Below are 14,901 nucleotides of genomic sequence, written 5' to 3' on the forward strand. Positions count from 1 at the left end.
TCGCAATGTCATTATCCACATCAGATCAAGATCGAAGGTCACCGGCCCATGCATCGGCCCATGGATTGGCCCATGCATTGGTAGGGCAACCGGTGCTGCATATGTTATGCGGGAAAATTGCATCGGGGAAATCGACGCTTGCCGCCGAACTGGCGCGCAAACCGGGAACGGTTCTGATTGCCGAAGATGAATGGTTATCCGTTCTGTTTGGCGATCAGATGCACACAGTGTCGGATTATGTCCGTGCGTCGCGAAAACTGCGTGACGTCATGGGGCCGCATGTCAGCATGTTGCTGATGTCTGGTCTTTCGGTCGTGCTGGATTTCCCGGCCAACACGCGCGCGCTACGTGGCTGGATGCGCGGCATTTATGAAGAGGTCGGGGCAGGGCATAAATTGCACTTCCTTGATCTGGACGAAGACATCTGCAAACAGCGCCTGCACGCTCGCAATCAGGCGGGTGAACACCAATTTGCTGCCAGTGACGCTCAGTTCCATCAAATCTGTGCGGCGTTTCAGCCACCAATTGCGGCAGAGGGATTTGACGTCATCACCTATGACACCGATACGATTTAAGCGCCTCAAGAAACAAAAAAGCTGCCGGTCAACGGCAGCTTTTTACATTTCCGGTTCTGCCATTTGGCAGATCACAGCAGGAAGATCGCCATCAGGATCAGAATGGCAATAACCGAAATGGTCGACCATTTGACAAAGCTGGTGAAGCCTTCATAGATGGCAACATGGGTTTCGGTCAGTTCGTAATCGTTACCCTGCAAATCTACCTCCTGGGTTTTGGGATTTTTCCAATGTATATCCGCAAGGTAGAGCGCGGGCAAGGGTAAGATTAACCGGGGATATCATCCCTTTGGCCAAGGGTGTGGACAGGATCACATCGTCCTATCTGCGTCCTATCTGCCGGTTTCCTTGCAGGCAAAGGGCAGAAACGACCCGGTGGCCCCTTCGTTCATCATCACGACAGACATCAGATTGGCATATTCGAGTTCGGCCCGGTTTTGCGGGCAGACATAGGCGCGTGCCGTGCAGCCCGATGCGACAAATTCGTCTTCCTGATCGTCAAAGGCAGTACTGGTGGCGTTTGCGGGCATTTGTGCCCGGATATCATCCCGATGGGTTTGATAAAGTGCGCATTTGGTTGCACGCCAGTTTGCGTTCTGGGCGTGGCTTTCAGTGATCGCCAGACCGATCGGTGCGATAAAGGTTGCAAGCATGACGCCAAGGACGATGTTGCGGATGGTTTTGTTCATGATGGGCCTTTGGACCAGGGGAAACGGATGGAAAACCGTTTGCGTAATCTGGTCTGAAACCGGATGGGCGCAAGATGCCGCCATGAAAAAAAGGGCGGATCAAGCCGCCCTTAAATCAGCCTGCGCAATCTGCGCCAAAGGTTCTTTCAAGCCGGTTCAATCGCCGGATTGATTTCCGCAAACTCGGCGGGTTTGGCATCGGCAACCGTTACGATGCCTTTGTCATCAACCGAAACGCGGCCTTCGGCGATCCAGCGGATGACCTGCGGATAGATGCGGTGTTCCTGTTTGAGGATACGCTGGGCCAGTTTGCCGGCATCGTCCCCCGGAAGCACCGGGACAACGGCCTGGGCAATGATCGGGCCGCTATCGACTTCGGGGACGACATAATGCACGGTGCAACCGGCAAATTTGACCCCGGCATCCAGGGCAGCCTGATGCACATGCAGGCCCTTGAAGCTTGGCAGAAGCGACGGGTGAATATTGATCAGCTTGTCTTTCCAGCGGGTGACAAAGCTTTCACTGACCAGTCGCAGGTAGCCAGCCAGAACCACAAGATCCGCACCGCTTTCTTCGATCAGGGCACTGACGGCGGTGTCATAGGCTTCGCGTCCGCCCGGATAGCCTTTGTGCGAGATTGCCTCAGACCGGATACCGGCCTTGCGCCCGCGTTCCAGCCCGCCGGCATCAAGCTGGTTTGAGAAAACCAGAACGATTTCGGCCGGGTAGTCGGGCGTATTGCAGGCATCAATGATGGCTTGCAGGTTGGACCCGCCGCCTGAGACCAGAACGGCGAGTTTCAATTTGCTTACTTTTCCCATGCAGGGCCCATGTTCTTGATGACGACCTGCGGGCCATCACCGGCGCGCGGGCCGATAACACCGATCTGACTGACGGTTTCACCATGTTCACGCAGCAGTGCTTCGGCCGCATCCGCCTTGTCAGCCGGAACCACGACGCACATGCCGATGCCGCAGTTAAAGGTCCGCGCCATTTCGACGGCGGGAATGCCGCCCTCGGCTGCGAGCCATTTGAAGATCGGCAGGAATTCCCAGGTGCTGGCATCAAAGACAGCGGTCAGGTTTTCGGGAAGAACACGCGGAACGTTTTCGGTCAGGCCGCCACCGGTAATGTGGGCAAGGGCCTTGACCATCCCGGCCTTGTGCGCTGCCAGGCAGCTTTTGACATAAATTTTGGTCGGTTCAAGCAGGGCCTCGCCAACGGTTTTGCCCGGTGCGAACGGGGATTCGTCGGAATAGCCAAGGCCTGCCTTGTCGACAACCTTGCGGACCAGCGAATAACCGTTGGAATGAACACCGCTTGATGCCAGACCAAGGATCACGTCGCCTTCGGCAACGTTGCTGCCATCAAGAAGTTCACCACGTTCGGCCGCACCGACGGCAAAACCGGCAAGGTCATATTCGCCATCCGAATACATGCCCGGCATTTCGGCGGTTTCCCCGCCAATCAGCGCACAGCCAGCCTGTTTGCAGCCCTCGGCAATGCCGGCAACCACATCGGCGGCATTGTCGACCGACAGTTTGCCGGTTGCAAAGTAATCGAGGAACAGAAGCGGCTCGGCACCCTGAACGACCAGGTCATTGACGCTCATGGCGACCAGATCGATGCCAACCGTGTCATGTTTGTCGGCGAGGAAGGCGACCTTAAGCTTGGTGCCGACACCATCGGTGCAGGAAACCAGAACCGGATCGTTGTAGCCGGCCGCTTTGAGGTCAAAAAGGGCACCAAAACCGCCAAGCCCGCCGGAAACACCGGACCGCGAGGTTGCTTTTGCAAGCGGTTTGATTCGATCGACAAGGGCATTTCCGGCATCAATATCGACACCGGAGTCCTTATAGGTAAGGCCTTTGGAGGCGGTCATTTGGGTGATCCTTGGCTTCGCGCATGCATGAAAAAACAGCGGGGCAACCCGCGTTTTTCATCAATACGTACCGACTTCCAAGCGACGTTCACTGGGCATTTGCGGGCCGGGCCGCAGCAAATATGCTGCTGTTTGACCAATCCGCCTTACTGACGCCTTTAATCAGTTGCAGGAATGTCCGCCAGTCCTACTGATAAAAAACGCGGGCTTGATAATTTCCGCTGGGGCGAAAATACTCAAACGCGGACAATATGCAATGATCACCTGCGCATGACAGAGTTTTCTTTCCAGAATGCGTGCAACATGCCACAAGGGCGATTGCAAAATAATTCGACAAGACACGATTAGGGCAACGAGGCATACGTGCTTACTTCATTGAAAAACATCAAGATGTTGGCTGGCGCTGTTACGGTTTCTGCGCTGATGGCTTTTCCGGCTTTTGCGCAGGACATTTTCACCGTGACCGGTGTTCACGTTGATGAAAGTGCGGAAACAGCCGCCGCCGCCCGTGAAAAGGCACTCGAGATCGGCCAGCGCAAGGCATTCGAAGAAGTGATTGCGCGTTTGACCCTGCCGGAAGATCGCGCCGGATTGCAGATGCCGGCGGGCTCGGAAATCACCAATATGGTGCGCGATTTCGGGGTGTCGAATGAAAAGACGTCATCGGTTCGCTATATCGCGGACATGACCGTGCGGTTCAAGGATGACGAGTTGCGGCGCTTTTTGCGGTTCCGCGACATTTCCTTTGCCGAACTGCAATCCAAGCCGGTGATGATTGTGCCGGTTTACCGCACATCGGGCTATGTCACCTTGTGGGATGATCCCAACCCGTGGCGCGATGTCTGGGCACGCAATGTTGCCACATCGGGTCTGGTGCCGATCAAGGCACCGATTGGTGATCTGACCGATATCGGGACCGTGTCCGCCGAACAGGCCGAAAACGGATCGATGGAACGTCTGGCGGCATTGGCCAAACGTTATGGTGCGGATGTTGCCGTTGTTGCCAGTGCCGATGTCAGTGGGGCGACGGGGGCGGAAACCGTTGATGTGACGGTCACCCGCTATGATCCCAATAGCGGCCCGCAGGTATTTGGTGTTCAGGAAAACACCCTGCCTGACGAGACGCTTAATGAAACGTTGGTCCGTGCGGCCAAGGCGGTTCAGGATCAGCTTGCCGATGGCTGGAAACGGGCCAACCTGATCAATTACAGCACGGGCGGCAGCCTGATGGTGTTTATTCCGATTACCGGGCTTCAGGACTGGGCCAAGATCGAAGACAAGCTGATCGGTCTTCCGGTGGTGCGCAATTCGCGCGTTGTCGCGATGTCGCGCCGTGAAGTGCAACTGTCACTCGACTTTGTCGGGTCAACCAGTCAGCTTCAGACTGCACTTAATCAGCAGAACCTGAACCTGACGCGGATGGGGGAATTGTGGTTCATCCAGCCGACCGGATCGGACCGCTTGCAGGGCTTGTCGATCGGCGGCTAGTCATAAACCCGTGACACCGGCCAGTCCGCGATATCGACTGTCCGCAAATTGGCGGTCCGCGATATTGATCGTCAGTGGCCGGTTCGGGCGTCTTATCGGCGTCCTTCGGGAGTCTGGCAACAAAGGGGAACCCGGACATGACATTACGGCAACAGGCACGTTTCTGGCTTATTTTCATTGTCGGATTCTTCTTTCTGGTGTGGCTGTTTTCAAGCATCCTTCTGCCGTTTGTTGCCGGGATGGCGATTGCCTATTTCCTGGATCCGCTGGCAGACAAGCTTGAGGCGCGCGGCGCCAGCCGCACGGTCGCGACCAGCATCATCACGGTGCTGTTTTTCCTGGTTTTCATTCTGGTGCTGTTGCTGATTGTTCCGATGATCGGAAGCCAGCTTGCCGGGTTCCTTGAACGGTTGCCGGGTTATGTCGATGCGTTACGCACCAATGTTGCGCCCTATCTTCAGCATGTGCTGGACCGGGTGGCCCCCGAGACCCTGCAAAGTGTGTCTGATGCGGTCAAGGGACAAAGTGCCAATGCGCTGAAATGGATCGGCAATGTGCTGACCAATGTGCTGTCGGGCGGGCTGGCGCTTTTGAACTTTATCAGTTTGCTGTTCATCACACCGGTTGTGTCATTCTATTTGCTGCGGGACTGGGACAAGATTGTTGCCAAGGTCGACAGTTATTTGCCCCGGCATTCCGCCACCGATATCCGCCAGTGCGCGCGTGAAATTGATGACACCCTGGCGGGCTTTGTGCGCGGGCAGGCATCGGTTTGTGTGTTGCTGGGCCTGTTTTACGGGCTTGGCCTGACGCTGGTCGGGCTTGAATTCGGTTTTGTCATCGGGTTGATGACCGGTCTTGTTTCCTTTGTGCCCTATTTCGGGATGTTCGCCGGGTTTGCGGTTGGCATGGGGGTGGCGATTGCCCAGTTCGGGTTCGGTCTTGATCTTGGTCTGGTGGCGCTGGTGTTCGGGGTTGGCCAGATTCTTGAGGGCAATTTCCTGACGCCGAAGCTTGTTGGTGACAAGGTCGGGCTGCATGCGGTCTGGGTGATGTTTGCCTTGCTGGCCGGTGGTGCGGTGTTCGGGTTGCTTGGTGTGATGCTGGCCGTTCCGGTAGCTGCGGTGATCGGCGTACTTGTGCGTTACGGTTTAAGGCAGTATCTCAGTAGTCGTTTATATGATCATGGACCGGATCACCCGCGCGGTGATGCGATCGAAGACGGCGAGAATTGAGACCACAGTGACCCCGGCGAAACACAACCCGGCCCATCACACGGACAAACCGGTGCCCGAGGCAGAACTTGCAGCCGAGCGCGACAGTGTCGCGCACGATGTCGGCCCGCAGCAATTGCCCCTTGCACTTGAATTGCGTCCGGCTTTGGGGCGCGATGATTTCATGGTTGCGCAATGCAATCGTGATGCGGTGGCCTGGATTGATCTGTGGCCGAAATGGCCGGTGCCGGCCTTGTGTCTTTATGGGCCCAGGGGCTGTGGCAAAAGCCATCTGGCTGAGGTCTGGCGCGCCCGGTCTGCTGCACTGAGTGTTGCCGCAATCGATCTTGCCGGTTGCGATCCCGACGCGCTGCTGGGTGATGCCAGGGGGCTTGTGATCGAAGATGCCGATGGCGGCATTGATGAAACCGCCTGTTTCCATCTTTATAACATGCTCAAGGAACGGGACGGGCATTTGTTGCTTACTGCGACACAGCCGCCGGCGCGCTGGAATGTCGGGCTGCCGGATCTCAAATCCCGTCTTGGTGCGGCGCTGGTCTGCGAGATTTCCCCGCCCGATGACGATTTGATGGTCGGTCTTCTTCTTAAACTGTTTGCCGATCGGCAAATTCAGGCCGGACCGCAAACCGTGAGCTATATTTTGCCCCGGATCGAGAGATCCTTTGTCGCACTGACCGATCTGGTCGCAGCGATTGATCGCCGTGCCCTTGCCGAAAAGCGGGCTGTGACCTTGCCGCTTGTGCGTAGCGTGATGGAAGAAATGCAGGTGACATCGGGAACCGATCGCGCCGACTAATTTCGCCCGCACTGTTAAAATCATAGGCCGATCAGCCTTTTGCAGGCTATATTCAAGGCACTTTCAATTACCGGATTGTGCATGTGAGCCCACAACGACTTAAAGCAAAACCGTCATTCAAATCCCACACCGATGCCCTGGTGGCGGGGGGACATGTTCTTGGCTGGCGTGAATGGATCGGACTTCCTGATCTTGACGTTCCGCTGATCAAGGCCAAGGTTGATACAGGGGCGCGGACATCGTCGCTTCATGCACTTAATCCCAAACAGGTAACCCGGGACGGACAGGATTACGTCCAGTTCGTGTTGCCCCATTATCGCGGAGACGGGCATGGACGCATTCAATGCCTGGCCCCGCTGGTCGAGCTTCGCGAGATTCGGTCTTCGAACGGAAATGCCGAAGAACGGTTCATTATATCGACCCATATCGTTGTCGGGCATCACAGATTGAAAGTTGAAGTGTCGCTTGCCAACCGGTCAATCATGGGGTTTCCCATGCTTTTGGGGCGTACAGCGATGAAGGCAGGAAGATTTTTGGTGCAACCATCGAAATCTTATCTTGCAGGGAAGCCCGAACAGAGTTAGATGCGCAGAAGAACGATCATGTGGCGGAACAAATTCCCGACAGGATCGTTTTTTCTTTCTGACAATATTCCAAGACCGGGCATGCGACATCTGATCGTCTGCACGGCCATTGTGACCGACCACGGGAGTTCATTTTATGAAAATCGCGATGCTTGCGCGTAACCCAAATCTTTACTCCCACAAACGGTTGGTCGAGGCTGCCGAAGCGCGTGGGCACGAGATTGAAATCATCAACACCTTGCGGGTGACGATGAACATTACCTCGCTCAAGCCGGAAATCTATTACGGCGGCAAGAAGCTTCTGGGCTATGACGCAGTCATTCCGCGTATCGGTGTGTCGGTGACGTCATTCGGATTGGCGGTATTGCGCCAGTTCGAAATGATGGGGGTTTATCCGCTTAATGAGTCGGTTGCGATCGGTCGTTCGCGCGACAAGTTGCGGTCGCTTCAGATTCTGTCGCGTCGCGGTGTCGGCCTTCCGGTGACGGCCTTTGCCCATGATCCCAAGAAAACCGACGAGGTTTTGCAGATCGTGGGTGGTGCGCCTGTGGTGATCAAGCTTCTGGAAGGAACCCAGGGCATTGGTGTGGTTCTGGGTGAAACCGAGAAATCCGCCAAATCGGTTATCGAGGCATTCCGTGGCGCCAGCGTCGACATCATGGTTCAGGAATTCATCAAAGAAGCCGGCAATACCGACATCCGCTGTTTCGTGATCGGCGGCAAGGTCATCGCCAGCATGGAACGCAAAGGTGCCGAAGGCGATTTCCGGTCAAACATCCATCGCGGTGGATCGGCCCGTTCGGTCCGTATTACCCCCCAGGAACGTGCAACGGCAGTTGAAGCCGCCAAGGCAATGGGGCTAAATGTCTGTGGTGTCGATATTTTGCGCTCCAACCACGGACCGGTTGTGATGGAAGTCAATTCATCGCCGGGGCTTGAAGGCATCGAAGGCGCAACCGGCAAGGATATCGCCGGGATGATTATCGAATTCCTTGAAAAAGATTACCGTCCGGGAAAAGTCCGGACCAAAGGCAAAGGATAACGGCATGAGCGAAACCGGATCGACCAAGGGAAAAGAAAAAACTCCCAAGGCCCCCAAAACACCTGATTTTGAAATTGGCGGGAAAAAGGTTGCTCCGGGGACGCGCAAGATTGTCGATATTCCGATCTCGCTTCTGTCCAACCACACGCCGGTCAATCTGACCGTCAATGTCGTGCATGGCAAACGGCCGGGGCCGGTTCTGTTTGTCAGCGGGGCTGTGCATGGTGACGAGATTGTCGGGGTCGAAGTGATCCGCCGTGTCTTGAAATCCCCGGCATTGAAGGGGATGCGCGGCACGTTGCTTGCCGTGCCGCTGGTCAATGCATTCGGGTTTTTGAACCACACCCGATATCTGCCGGACCGTCGCGACCTTAACCGCAGTTTCCCGGGACATGCGCGCGGATCGCTTGCCGCACAGCTTGCGCATCTTTTCCTGCATGAAATTGTCGAACGGTCCGATTTCGGGATTGATTTGCATTCGGCCGCGGTTAACCGCGTTAACTTGCCCCAGATCAGGGTCAATGAAGACGACCCGCAAATCATGGAATATGCCGAGGCCTTTGGCGCGCCGATCATTCTGACCAGTCCGCTGCGTGAAGGATCACTGCGCCAGGCCGCGCGTGAAATCGGGGTGCCGATCCTGCTATATGAAGCAGGCGAGGGGCTTCGTTTTGATGAAATGTCGATCCGGGCCGGGGTGTCAGGTGTGCTGCGTGTGATGCGCAAACTTGGCATGACATCGGAACGCACCGTGCGGACACCACGCGTGCCATCGTTCAAATCGTCCAACAGTCACTGGCTGCGTGCGCCGGTTGGCGGGATTTTGCGGACCTTCAAGCTGGCAGGTGAATTCGTGCATGCCGGTGATGTTGTCGCAGCGGTGGCCGATCCGTTCGGGCAAACCGACGAAGAAGTTCTGGCGCGCGAGGATGGCCTGATTATCGGGAGGACCAATTTGCCGATCGTCAATCAGGGCGATGCGCTGTTTCATGTCGCGTCAATCAAACGCCCGGCAGAAGTCCAGGAACGCATGGACGCCATCGAAACCCACCTGCAATCCGATCCGCTGCTTGATGAGGATGAAATCATCTAGGGCGGGGCTTTTGGCGATCAGCCATTCCGTCAATGCGGTGGTCTGACCTGCGTCTAAGCCACTGGCGAATTGTTCCGGGCAATGTTATAGCAATCGACATGGAACCTATTACAACTACAGAAGAACTGCGAAGCTTGTGCGATAGCTTGCGCAAGTTCGATTACGTTACAGTCGATACCGAATTCATGCGGGACTCGACATATTGGCCGCAACTGTGTCTTGTGCAGCTTGCGAGTCCGGAACATTCGGACAACGGTGCGGCGGTTGACCCGCTTGCCGAAGGCATTGACCTGTCGCCGCTGTTTGAGCTGATGCAGGATGAAAGCGTGATCAAGGTGTTTCACGCGGCCCGTCAGGATATCGAAATTTTCGTACATTTGTCGGGCAAGGTGCCCCATCCGGTGTTTGATACCCAGGTGGCGGCCATGGTGCTTGGCTATGGTGACCAGGTCGGATACGAGACACTGGTCAACAAGGTCGCGCGCAAAAGCATCGACAAATCCATGCGGTTCACCGACTGGTCACGTCGTCCGTTATCTTCGAAACAGATCAATTATGCGCTTTCGGATGTGACGCATCTGCGCGTGATCTATGAAGATTTCCACGAACGGCTTGAGGCCAATGGCCGGGCGGTCTGGCTTTTCGAAGAAATGGAACGTCTGACCGATCCGTCGATCTATTCGATTGATCCGGCAGATGCCTGGTTGCGTCTCAAGACCCGGTCAAACAGCCCGAAGTTTCTGGCCGTTGCCCGCGCGCTTGGCGAATGGCGCGAGACAGAGGCCCAGCGCAAGAACCTGCCGCGCAATCGCATTTTGCGTGATGACACGCTGCTTGATATCGCCGCGCGTCAGCCAATGACCGAAGCGGACTTGGACAAGACCCGCGGTGTTGGCCGCAATTTCGGAAGCTCCAAGCCCGGTCAGGCAATCATCGAAGCAATCAAGGCAGCTTTGGCCTTGCCACAGGATCAGTGGCCCAAACCAAAACAGCGCATTGAATTGCCAGCCGGCATCGGCCCGACGGTCGAGCTTCTTAAGGTGTTGCTCAAGCTGTGCGCCGAGGAAAAGGGTGTGGCCCAGCGACTGGTGGCATCCGGCGATGATTTGCAAAATATTGCCGCAGACGACAATGCCGATGTTCCGGCCATGCATGGTTGGCGTCGCGAATTGTTCGGGCAGTATGCCTTGCGTCTAAAACACGGTCAGCTTGGCCTCAAGCTGAAAAACGGTGAAGTCGTTCTGGTCGATCTTGACGCCTGACGACTTACACATTGCCGATCAAAAAGACGGAGCCGGATGGCTCCGTTTTTTGTTGGCCGCACGGATCAAGGCAACAGGCTGCCTTATGCCGGTATGGCCGCATCGAGAAGGCCAGTGGCAATTGATTTGGCAATCTGGGCAGCATCAGACAGGCCGCGCACCTGTGCGGTTACAATCGCCCCTTCCTTAAGCAGGGCAAGCTGTTCGGCAAGTCCGACCGGATCAGGCGCACCCGCCGCGCTGCAAAGTTCGACAAGATAGTCGAGGATCTTTTTCTTGTGATCGGCGGCAATGCGATGGGCAGGGTGGTCGAGTTTTGAAAATTCGCCCGATGCATTGATAAACGCACAGCCGGCAAAACCGAGCCCCTTGAAGGCGCGCCCGGTAAACCAGATTTCAAGCGCATCATACATGGCAAGCAGTTTGGCGCGCGGTTCGGACGATGCCTTTTCCATTTCACCGGTCAGCCAGTCCCTGAACTGTTCATCGCGACGTTCAAGGGCGGCAACAATCAGGTCGTCCTTTGATTTGAAATGTTTGTACATCGTCATTTTGGCGACGCCGGACTCGGCAAGAATCTTGTCAATGCCGGTGGCGTTGAAGCCCTGTGTGTAGAACAGGCGCAGCGCCGTATCGATCAGATCGTCGCGTTTTGATCTCAATTTTTTTCTCCAATAGTCAGACCGGTCTGTCTTCTTGTGCCGCGAAGGGCGCAGAAATGCAAGCATTGCACGTTTCAGAACGACCGGTCCAAAAAATATTTGACAAGTAGACAGACTGGTCTGTATATATCGTTCATCAGCTGATGACGCAAAATCTTTTAAGGAGAAAGTCCATGACGCGAATTACGCTTCCTGCATCCATTGATGCCGCACCGGCAAATGCCCAGCCGCTTCTTGAAGGCGTGAACAAACTGCTCGGATCGGTGCCGAACCTGTTTCGTTTGACAGCCAACAGCCCGGCAGCACTTGAAGGCTATCTTGGTCTTAACGGTGCCTTGGCCAAAGGTGCACTTGATCCCCAGACCCGTGAACGCATCGCCCTTGCGGTTGCCCAGCTTAATGGCTGTGACTATTGCCTGTCGGCGCATACCTATCTTGGCAAGAATCTTGCGAAACTTGACGATGCGGAAATTGCCGCCAATCGCAACGGGGCGTCGACCGACCCGAAGGCCAATGCCGCCGTGCGCTTTGCCGTGGCATTGGTTCATAACCGTGGCCAGGTTTCCGCTGCGGATGTTTCGGCCGTCAAGGAAGCCGGATTTAGCGAGGCCGAACTGGTCGAGATCGTGGCACATGTCGCGCTGAATACCCTGACCAATTACCTGAACGAGGCGTTCGATACGCCGATTGATTTTCCGGTCGTGACGGCATCTGCTGCCTAAGGGCAGGCCTGCTTCCGGCAAAGCCCCGGTCGGTGGTCCCCCCTCCGCATATCGCTCCGAACCGACCGGGGTTCCTTTTTCAAACCAGCACCAAAGGACAAGATCGATGTCACGGCCGCCGCTTCCTCCCTTTAATATCGAGACCGCCAAACAGAAAGTCCGCCTGGCGGAAGACGGCTGGAACAGCCGTGATCCGCAAAAGGTTTCCCTGGCCTACACGCCAGACAGCCAGTGGCGAAACCGTTCGGAAATGTTTGCCGGTCGCGAAAACATTGTCGCTTTTCTGACCCGCAAATGGGCCAGGGAGATGGAATACCGCCTGATCAAGGAGCTGTGGGCGTTTCATGAAAACCGGATCGCCGTGCGCTTTGCCTATGAATATCGCGATGACAGCGGCAACTGGTTCCGTGCCTATGGCAACGAGAATTGGGAATTTGATGAAGATGGCCTGATGCGTCATCGCGTTGCATCGATCAATGACAAACCGATCACGGAACAGGAACGATTGTTCCATTGGCCGCAAGGACGCCGTCCCGATGATCATCCCGGATTGTCCGATCTTGGGCTTTGATGCCTGACCGCCATGTTCCGTGTCGCGACGCGGACAGGAAATTTCGGCGGAAAACATTCGTCTCCCGGCAGGCAAGGTGGCACGTCCCCGGTGCTGTCTTGTCTGTCACCCCCGCCAGCAAAGGACCCTGAACATGATTGTCAAATATGTTGTCTTTTCGATCACATCGACCGCCGTGCTTTTCGTCTCGACGTTGCTGAGTTTTGCACCGTAAAGCAGGGCGACGAGATCACCTGAATTGCCCCTTGTTCCGATGCCTCCCTGAAACTTGCCGGGCCCCGTTTGGGGTCCGTTTTTTTTGGGCGCTGATCTGTTGTGCGTGTTGGAAACAAGAACAGCCGCCCGGAATGCGGGGCGGCTGTTTTTTGTTCGGGGTAGGGGGTGGCTTCAGGCCGCAAGCGCCTTGCGAATGAAATCTTCGACAGATTGCGGCTTGCGGCCAACCAGCGTTTCGAAATCATCACTGACGGTTTCGTAATCGCCCTTTTTCGCGCCGACATAAAGACCGGCAAGGGCTTCGACCAGATGGCCGGGAAGGCCGATGCTGTTAAGGATCCCGACGTGGACGTCACCCGGCAGGTCGGCAAAGGTAATGTCCTTGCCAGTCGCCTTGGCGATGTAGCTGGCAATTTCGGTATGGGTCACGGCTTTCGCACCGGTCAGGTTATAGGTCGCATTGATGTGGTTTTTGGGATTGGCAAGAACCACTGCGGCGGCCTCTGCCAAATCATTGCGCGGGATATAGGTGATTTTGGCATCGCCCGCCGGTGCGCCATAAGCCCCGGTTTCAAGTGCATGGGGAACACCGGCAAGCAGAAGGTCGGCATAGAAACTGTTGCGCAGGAAGGTGTAGTTCAGGCCGCTTTCCTTGATGTAATTTTCGGTATCAAGGTGAATGGCGGAATAGGTGAAATCGGCATCAGCGCGCGGGTCAATGATACTGGTGTAAACCAGATGTCTGACGCCCGCGGCCTTGGCGGCATCAACCGCTGTGCGGTGCTGGGCAATGCGGGTTGCATTGTCGGCTTCTGCTGAAATGATCAGGGCGGTTTCGATGCCCTTGAAGGCAGTGGTCATCAGGGCTAGGTCATCAAAATCACCATGCCGAACATCAACGCCAAGTGCGGCAAGATTTTCGGCCTTGGCCGGGGTGCGGACACTTACCGCAATTTCGCTGGCCGGAAGGCGATCAAGCAGGTGTTTCACAACGAGGGTGCCGAGTTGGCCGGTTGCGCCGGTAATCAGTGTTGTCATTTGAATTCTCCAATTTGGGGCAGGCGTCGCCTGTTCATGACGGAGAATGTGATCTTTAAAACCTATATGGTCAATTCGATGGGTGTGATAATAAATATGTATGAATATCGATGAGTTTGATCTTGATTATCGGTTGTTGCGTCTGTTCCTGACCATCTATGACGAAGGATCGGTGACGGCTGCGGCGCATCGTCTTGGTGTTGGGCAACCCACCGTCAGTCACGGGCTTGACCGGTTGCGCCAGATTATCGGCGATCCGCTTTTTGTACGGTCGGGGCGATCGGTTGCGCCAACCGCACATGCCGATGAAATCGCGCCGCAGATCCGTGCTTTGTTACAAGGGATGCGTGATCTGACCAGGGTTGTGACGTTTGACCCGGATGACCCGTCTCATAGCGCGCATTTTACGATTGGGTGTAATGACTATGAAGTCAGCGTCGTCTTGCCGGCATTGATGCAACGATTGCAGTCCTGCAAGGCAGATATTCGTCTCAAGGTCTTGTCGATCAGTGGCGAGGATCATTTTGTCGGCTTGCTGCGCAGTGGCAAGATTGACCATGCCATCAGCATCCAGTCGGCGGGCAAGCATGCCGATATCGCAATGCAGGCACTGTTTCGAGAACAGATGCGCTGCTTTTACGATCCGGCATTTCATGATGCTGCGCCCGATACCCTTGATCGGTACTGTGCGGCCGATCATGCGCGTGTGATCATCGGGGCAAATGATGTGTCGGCGATTGACGATTTGCTGCGTGCAACTGGCCGATCACGCCGCACGGCGTTGCAGGTTTCAACCTTTGCCAGCATTCCAAATCTGATCCGCGGCACCAAGGTCATCGCGACATTGCCGTCGCGATTGGCGGAAAACGTGATGGGAGGCTTTGCGACCTGTGACTTTCCGCTGGAATTTCCCGAATATGGCTTTGCCCAATACTGGCACGTCCGGAACGCCGCAAACGCAGCCCATAAATGGCTGCGCAGCGAGATTTTCAGGATTGCACGTGGCCTAGACTAGCTGAGTACATCAAATGATGTGAACAGCTAAT

17 protein-coding genes are annotated in these 14,901 nt (G+C 55.7%); 11 read left to right on the top strand and 6 right to left on the bottom strand.

Going from position 1 to position 14,901, the window contains the following annotated elements; all coding sequences use genetic code 11:
• Nucleotides 1-5 precede the first annotated feature (5 nt).
• Nucleotides 6-575, top strand: a complete 570-nt coding sequence (locus tag SIB88_RS09645) for an AAA family ATPase (RefSeq protein WP_412557941.1) — start codon at nt 6-8, stop codon at nt 573-575.
• Between the two features lie 71 nt (nt 576-646).
• Here SIB88_RS09645 and SIB88_RS09650 read toward each other — a convergent pair whose 3' ends face one another.
• The 4 genes from SIB88_RS09650 to purM all read right to left on the bottom strand — a co-directional run bounded on the left by SIB88_RS09650 (nt 647) and on the right by purM (nt 3,146).
• Nucleotides 647-775, bottom strand: a complete 129-nt coding sequence (locus tag SIB88_RS09650) for an aa3-type cytochrome c oxidase subunit IV (RefSeq protein ID WP_101247983.1) — start codon at nt 773-775, stop codon at nt 647-649.
• Between the two features lie 132 nt (nt 776-907).
• On the bottom strand, nt 908-1,264 hold the full coding sequence (locus SIB88_RS09655; RefSeq protein WP_068518215.1) for a hypothetical protein: 357 nt from the start codon (nt 1,262-1,264) through the stop codon (nt 908-910).
• A 146-nt stretch (nt 1,265-1,410) separates the two neighbouring features.
• Nucleotides 1,411-2,085 (bottom strand): phosphoribosylglycinamide formyltransferase, encoded by a 675-nt coding sequence (gene purN / locus SIB88_RS09660; RefSeq protein ID WP_101247985.1) that lies wholly within the window; start codon nt 2,083-2,085, stop codon nt 1,411-1,413.
• A complete protein-coding gene (gene purM / locus SIB88_RS09665; RefSeq protein WP_412557942.1) occupies nt 2,073-3,146 on the bottom strand; it encodes a phosphoribosylformylglycinamidine cyclo-ligase in 1,074 nt (357 codons plus the stop codon). Before purM ends, purN begins: the two co-directional genes overlap by 13 nt.
• A 363-nt stretch (nt 3,147-3,509) precedes the next feature.
• On the opposite strand from purM, the gene SIB88_RS09670 reads away from it, so the two are divergent.
• The 7 genes from SIB88_RS09670 (at nt 3,510) to rnd (ending at nt 10,646) form a co-directional block, all read left to right on the top strand.
• On the top strand, nt 3,510-4,634 hold the full coding sequence (locus SIB88_RS09670; RefSeq protein WP_228195827.1) for a DUF2066 domain-containing protein: 1,125 nt from the start codon (nt 3,510-3,512) through the stop codon (nt 4,632-4,634).
• Between the two features lie 137 nt (nt 4,635-4,771).
• Entirely contained in the window at nt 4,772-5,869 is a 1,098-nt protein-coding gene (locus SIB88_RS09675; RefSeq protein ID WP_412557943.1) for an AI-2E family transporter, read from the top strand.
• A 7-nt stretch (nt 5,870-5,876) separates the two neighbouring features.
• Nucleotides 5,877-6,665 carry an HdaA/DnaA family protein gene (locus tag SIB88_RS09680; protein WP_412557944.1) on the top strand — a complete coding sequence of 263 codons (789 nt, stop codon included), beginning with the start codon at nt 5,877-5,879 and terminating at the stop codon, nt 6,663-6,665.
• A gap of 83 nt (nt 6,666-6,748) precedes the next feature.
• Nucleotides 6,749-7,249: an ATP-dependent zinc protease gene (locus tag SIB88_RS09685; protein WP_412557945.1), complete on the top strand. Its 501-nt coding sequence runs from the start codon at nt 6,749-6,751 to the stop codon at nt 7,247-7,249.
• Between the two features lie 136 nt (nt 7,250-7,385).
• Nucleotides 7,386-8,291 (top strand): 30S ribosomal protein S6--L-glutamate ligase, encoded by a 906-nt coding sequence (gene rimK, locus SIB88_RS09690; protein ID WP_068518209.1) that lies wholly within the window; start codon nt 7,386-7,388, stop codon nt 8,289-8,291.
• A gap of 4 nt (nt 8,292-8,295) precedes the next feature.
• Nucleotides 8,296-9,384, top strand: a complete 1,089-nt coding sequence (locus SIB88_RS09695; RefSeq protein ID WP_170310300.1) for a succinylglutamate desuccinylase/aspartoacylase family protein — start codon at nt 8,296-8,298, stop codon at nt 9,382-9,384.
• 98 nt (nt 9,385-9,482) lie between these two features.
• Nucleotides 9,483-10,646, top strand: coding sequence for a ribonuclease D (gene rnd / locus SIB88_RS09700; RefSeq protein WP_068518208.1), 1,164 nt, complete (start codon nt 9,483-9,485; stop codon nt 10,644-10,646).
• An 83-nt stretch (nt 10,647-10,729) separates the two neighbouring features.
• Here rnd and SIB88_RS09705 read toward each other — a convergent pair whose 3' ends face one another.
• Nucleotides 10,730-11,308 carry a TetR/AcrR family transcriptional regulator gene (locus tag SIB88_RS09705; RefSeq protein ID WP_412557946.1) on the bottom strand — a complete coding sequence of 193 codons (579 nt, stop codon included), beginning with the start codon at nt 11,306-11,308 and terminating at the stop codon, nt 10,730-10,732.
• 173 nt (nt 11,309-11,481) lie between these two features.
• On the opposite strand from SIB88_RS09705, the gene SIB88_RS09710 reads away from it, so the two are divergent.
• Entirely contained in the window at nt 11,482-12,030 is a 549-nt protein-coding gene (locus SIB88_RS09710; protein WP_228195829.1) for a carboxymuconolactone decarboxylase family protein, read from the top strand.
• Nucleotides 12,031-12,136: 106 nt separating this feature from the next.
• Nucleotides 12,137-12,601 carry a DUF1348 family protein gene (locus SIB88_RS09715; RefSeq protein ID WP_114112656.1) on the top strand — a complete coding sequence of 155 codons (465 nt, stop codon included), beginning with the start codon at nt 12,137-12,139 and terminating at the stop codon, nt 12,599-12,601.
• Nucleotides 12,602-12,988: 387 nt separating this feature from the next.
• Here the strand turns inward: SIB88_RS09715 and SIB88_RS09720 are convergent, their stop codons facing one another.
• Nucleotides 12,989-13,855, bottom strand: a complete 867-nt coding sequence (locus tag SIB88_RS09720; protein ID WP_412557947.1) for an SDR family oxidoreductase — start codon at nt 13,853-13,855, stop codon at nt 12,989-12,991.
• A 100-nt stretch (nt 13,856-13,955) separates the two neighbouring features.
• Between SIB88_RS09720 and SIB88_RS09725 the strand changes: the two genes are divergently transcribed.
• Nucleotides 13,956-14,870 carry a LysR family transcriptional regulator gene (locus tag SIB88_RS09725; protein ID WP_412557948.1) on the top strand — a complete coding sequence of 305 codons (915 nt, stop codon included), beginning with the start codon at nt 13,956-13,958 and terminating at the stop codon, nt 14,868-14,870.
• Nucleotides 14,871-14,901 lie beyond the last annotated feature (31 nt).

The sequence above is a fragment of the Thalassospira sp. MIT121401 genome, from assembly GCF_047125595.1.
In the GTDB taxonomy this organism is placed as follows: Bacteria; Pseudomonadota; Alphaproteobacteria; order Rhodospirillales; family Thalassospiraceae; genus Thalassospira; species Thalassospira povalilytica.

Bases quoted from the DNA above. Each gene is read 5' to 3' on its own strand.
- SIB88_RS09645 (WP_412557941.1), top strand. From the start codon at position 6: ATGTCATTATCCACATCAGATCAAGATCGAAGGTCACCGGCCCATGCA.
- SIB88_RS09655 (WP_068518215.1), bottom strand. From the start codon at position 1,264: ATGAACAAAACCATCCGCAACATCGTCCTTGGCGTCATGCTTGCAACC.
- purN (WP_101247985.1), bottom strand. From the start codon at position 2,085: ATGGGAAAAGTAAGCAAATTGAAACTCGCCGTTCTGGTCTCAGGCGGC.
- purM (WP_412557942.1), bottom strand. From the start codon at position 3,146: ATGACCGCCTCCAAAGGCCTTACCTATAAGGACTCCGGTGTCGATATT.
- SIB88_RS09675 (WP_412557943.1), top strand. From the start codon at position 4,772: ATGACATTACGGCAACAGGCACGTTTCTGGCTTATTTTCATTGTCGGA.
- rimK (WP_068518209.1), top strand. From the start codon at position 7,386: ATGAAAATCGCGATGCTTGCGCGTAACCCAAATCTTTACTCCCACAAA.
- SIB88_RS09695 (WP_170310300.1), top strand. From the start codon at position 8,296: ATGAGCGAAACCGGATCGACCAAGGGAAAAGAAAAAACTCCCAAGGCC.
- rnd (WP_068518208.1), top strand. From the start codon at position 9,483: ATGGAACCTATTACAACTACAGAAGAACTGCGAAGCTTGTGCGATAGC.
- SIB88_RS09710 (WP_228195829.1), top strand. From the start codon at position 11,482: ATGACGCGAATTACGCTTCCTGCATCCATTGATGCCGCACCGGCAAAT.
- SIB88_RS09715 (WP_114112656.1), top strand. From the start codon at position 12,137: ATGTCACGGCCGCCGCTTCCTCCCTTTAATATCGAGACCGCCAAACAG.
- SIB88_RS09720 (WP_412557947.1), bottom strand. From the start codon at position 13,855: ATGACAACACTGATTACCGGCGCAACCGGCCAACTCGGCACCCTCGTT.
- SIB88_RS09725 (WP_412557948.1), top strand. From the start codon at position 13,956: ATGAATATCGATGAGTTTGATCTTGATTATCGGTTGTTGCGTCTGTTC.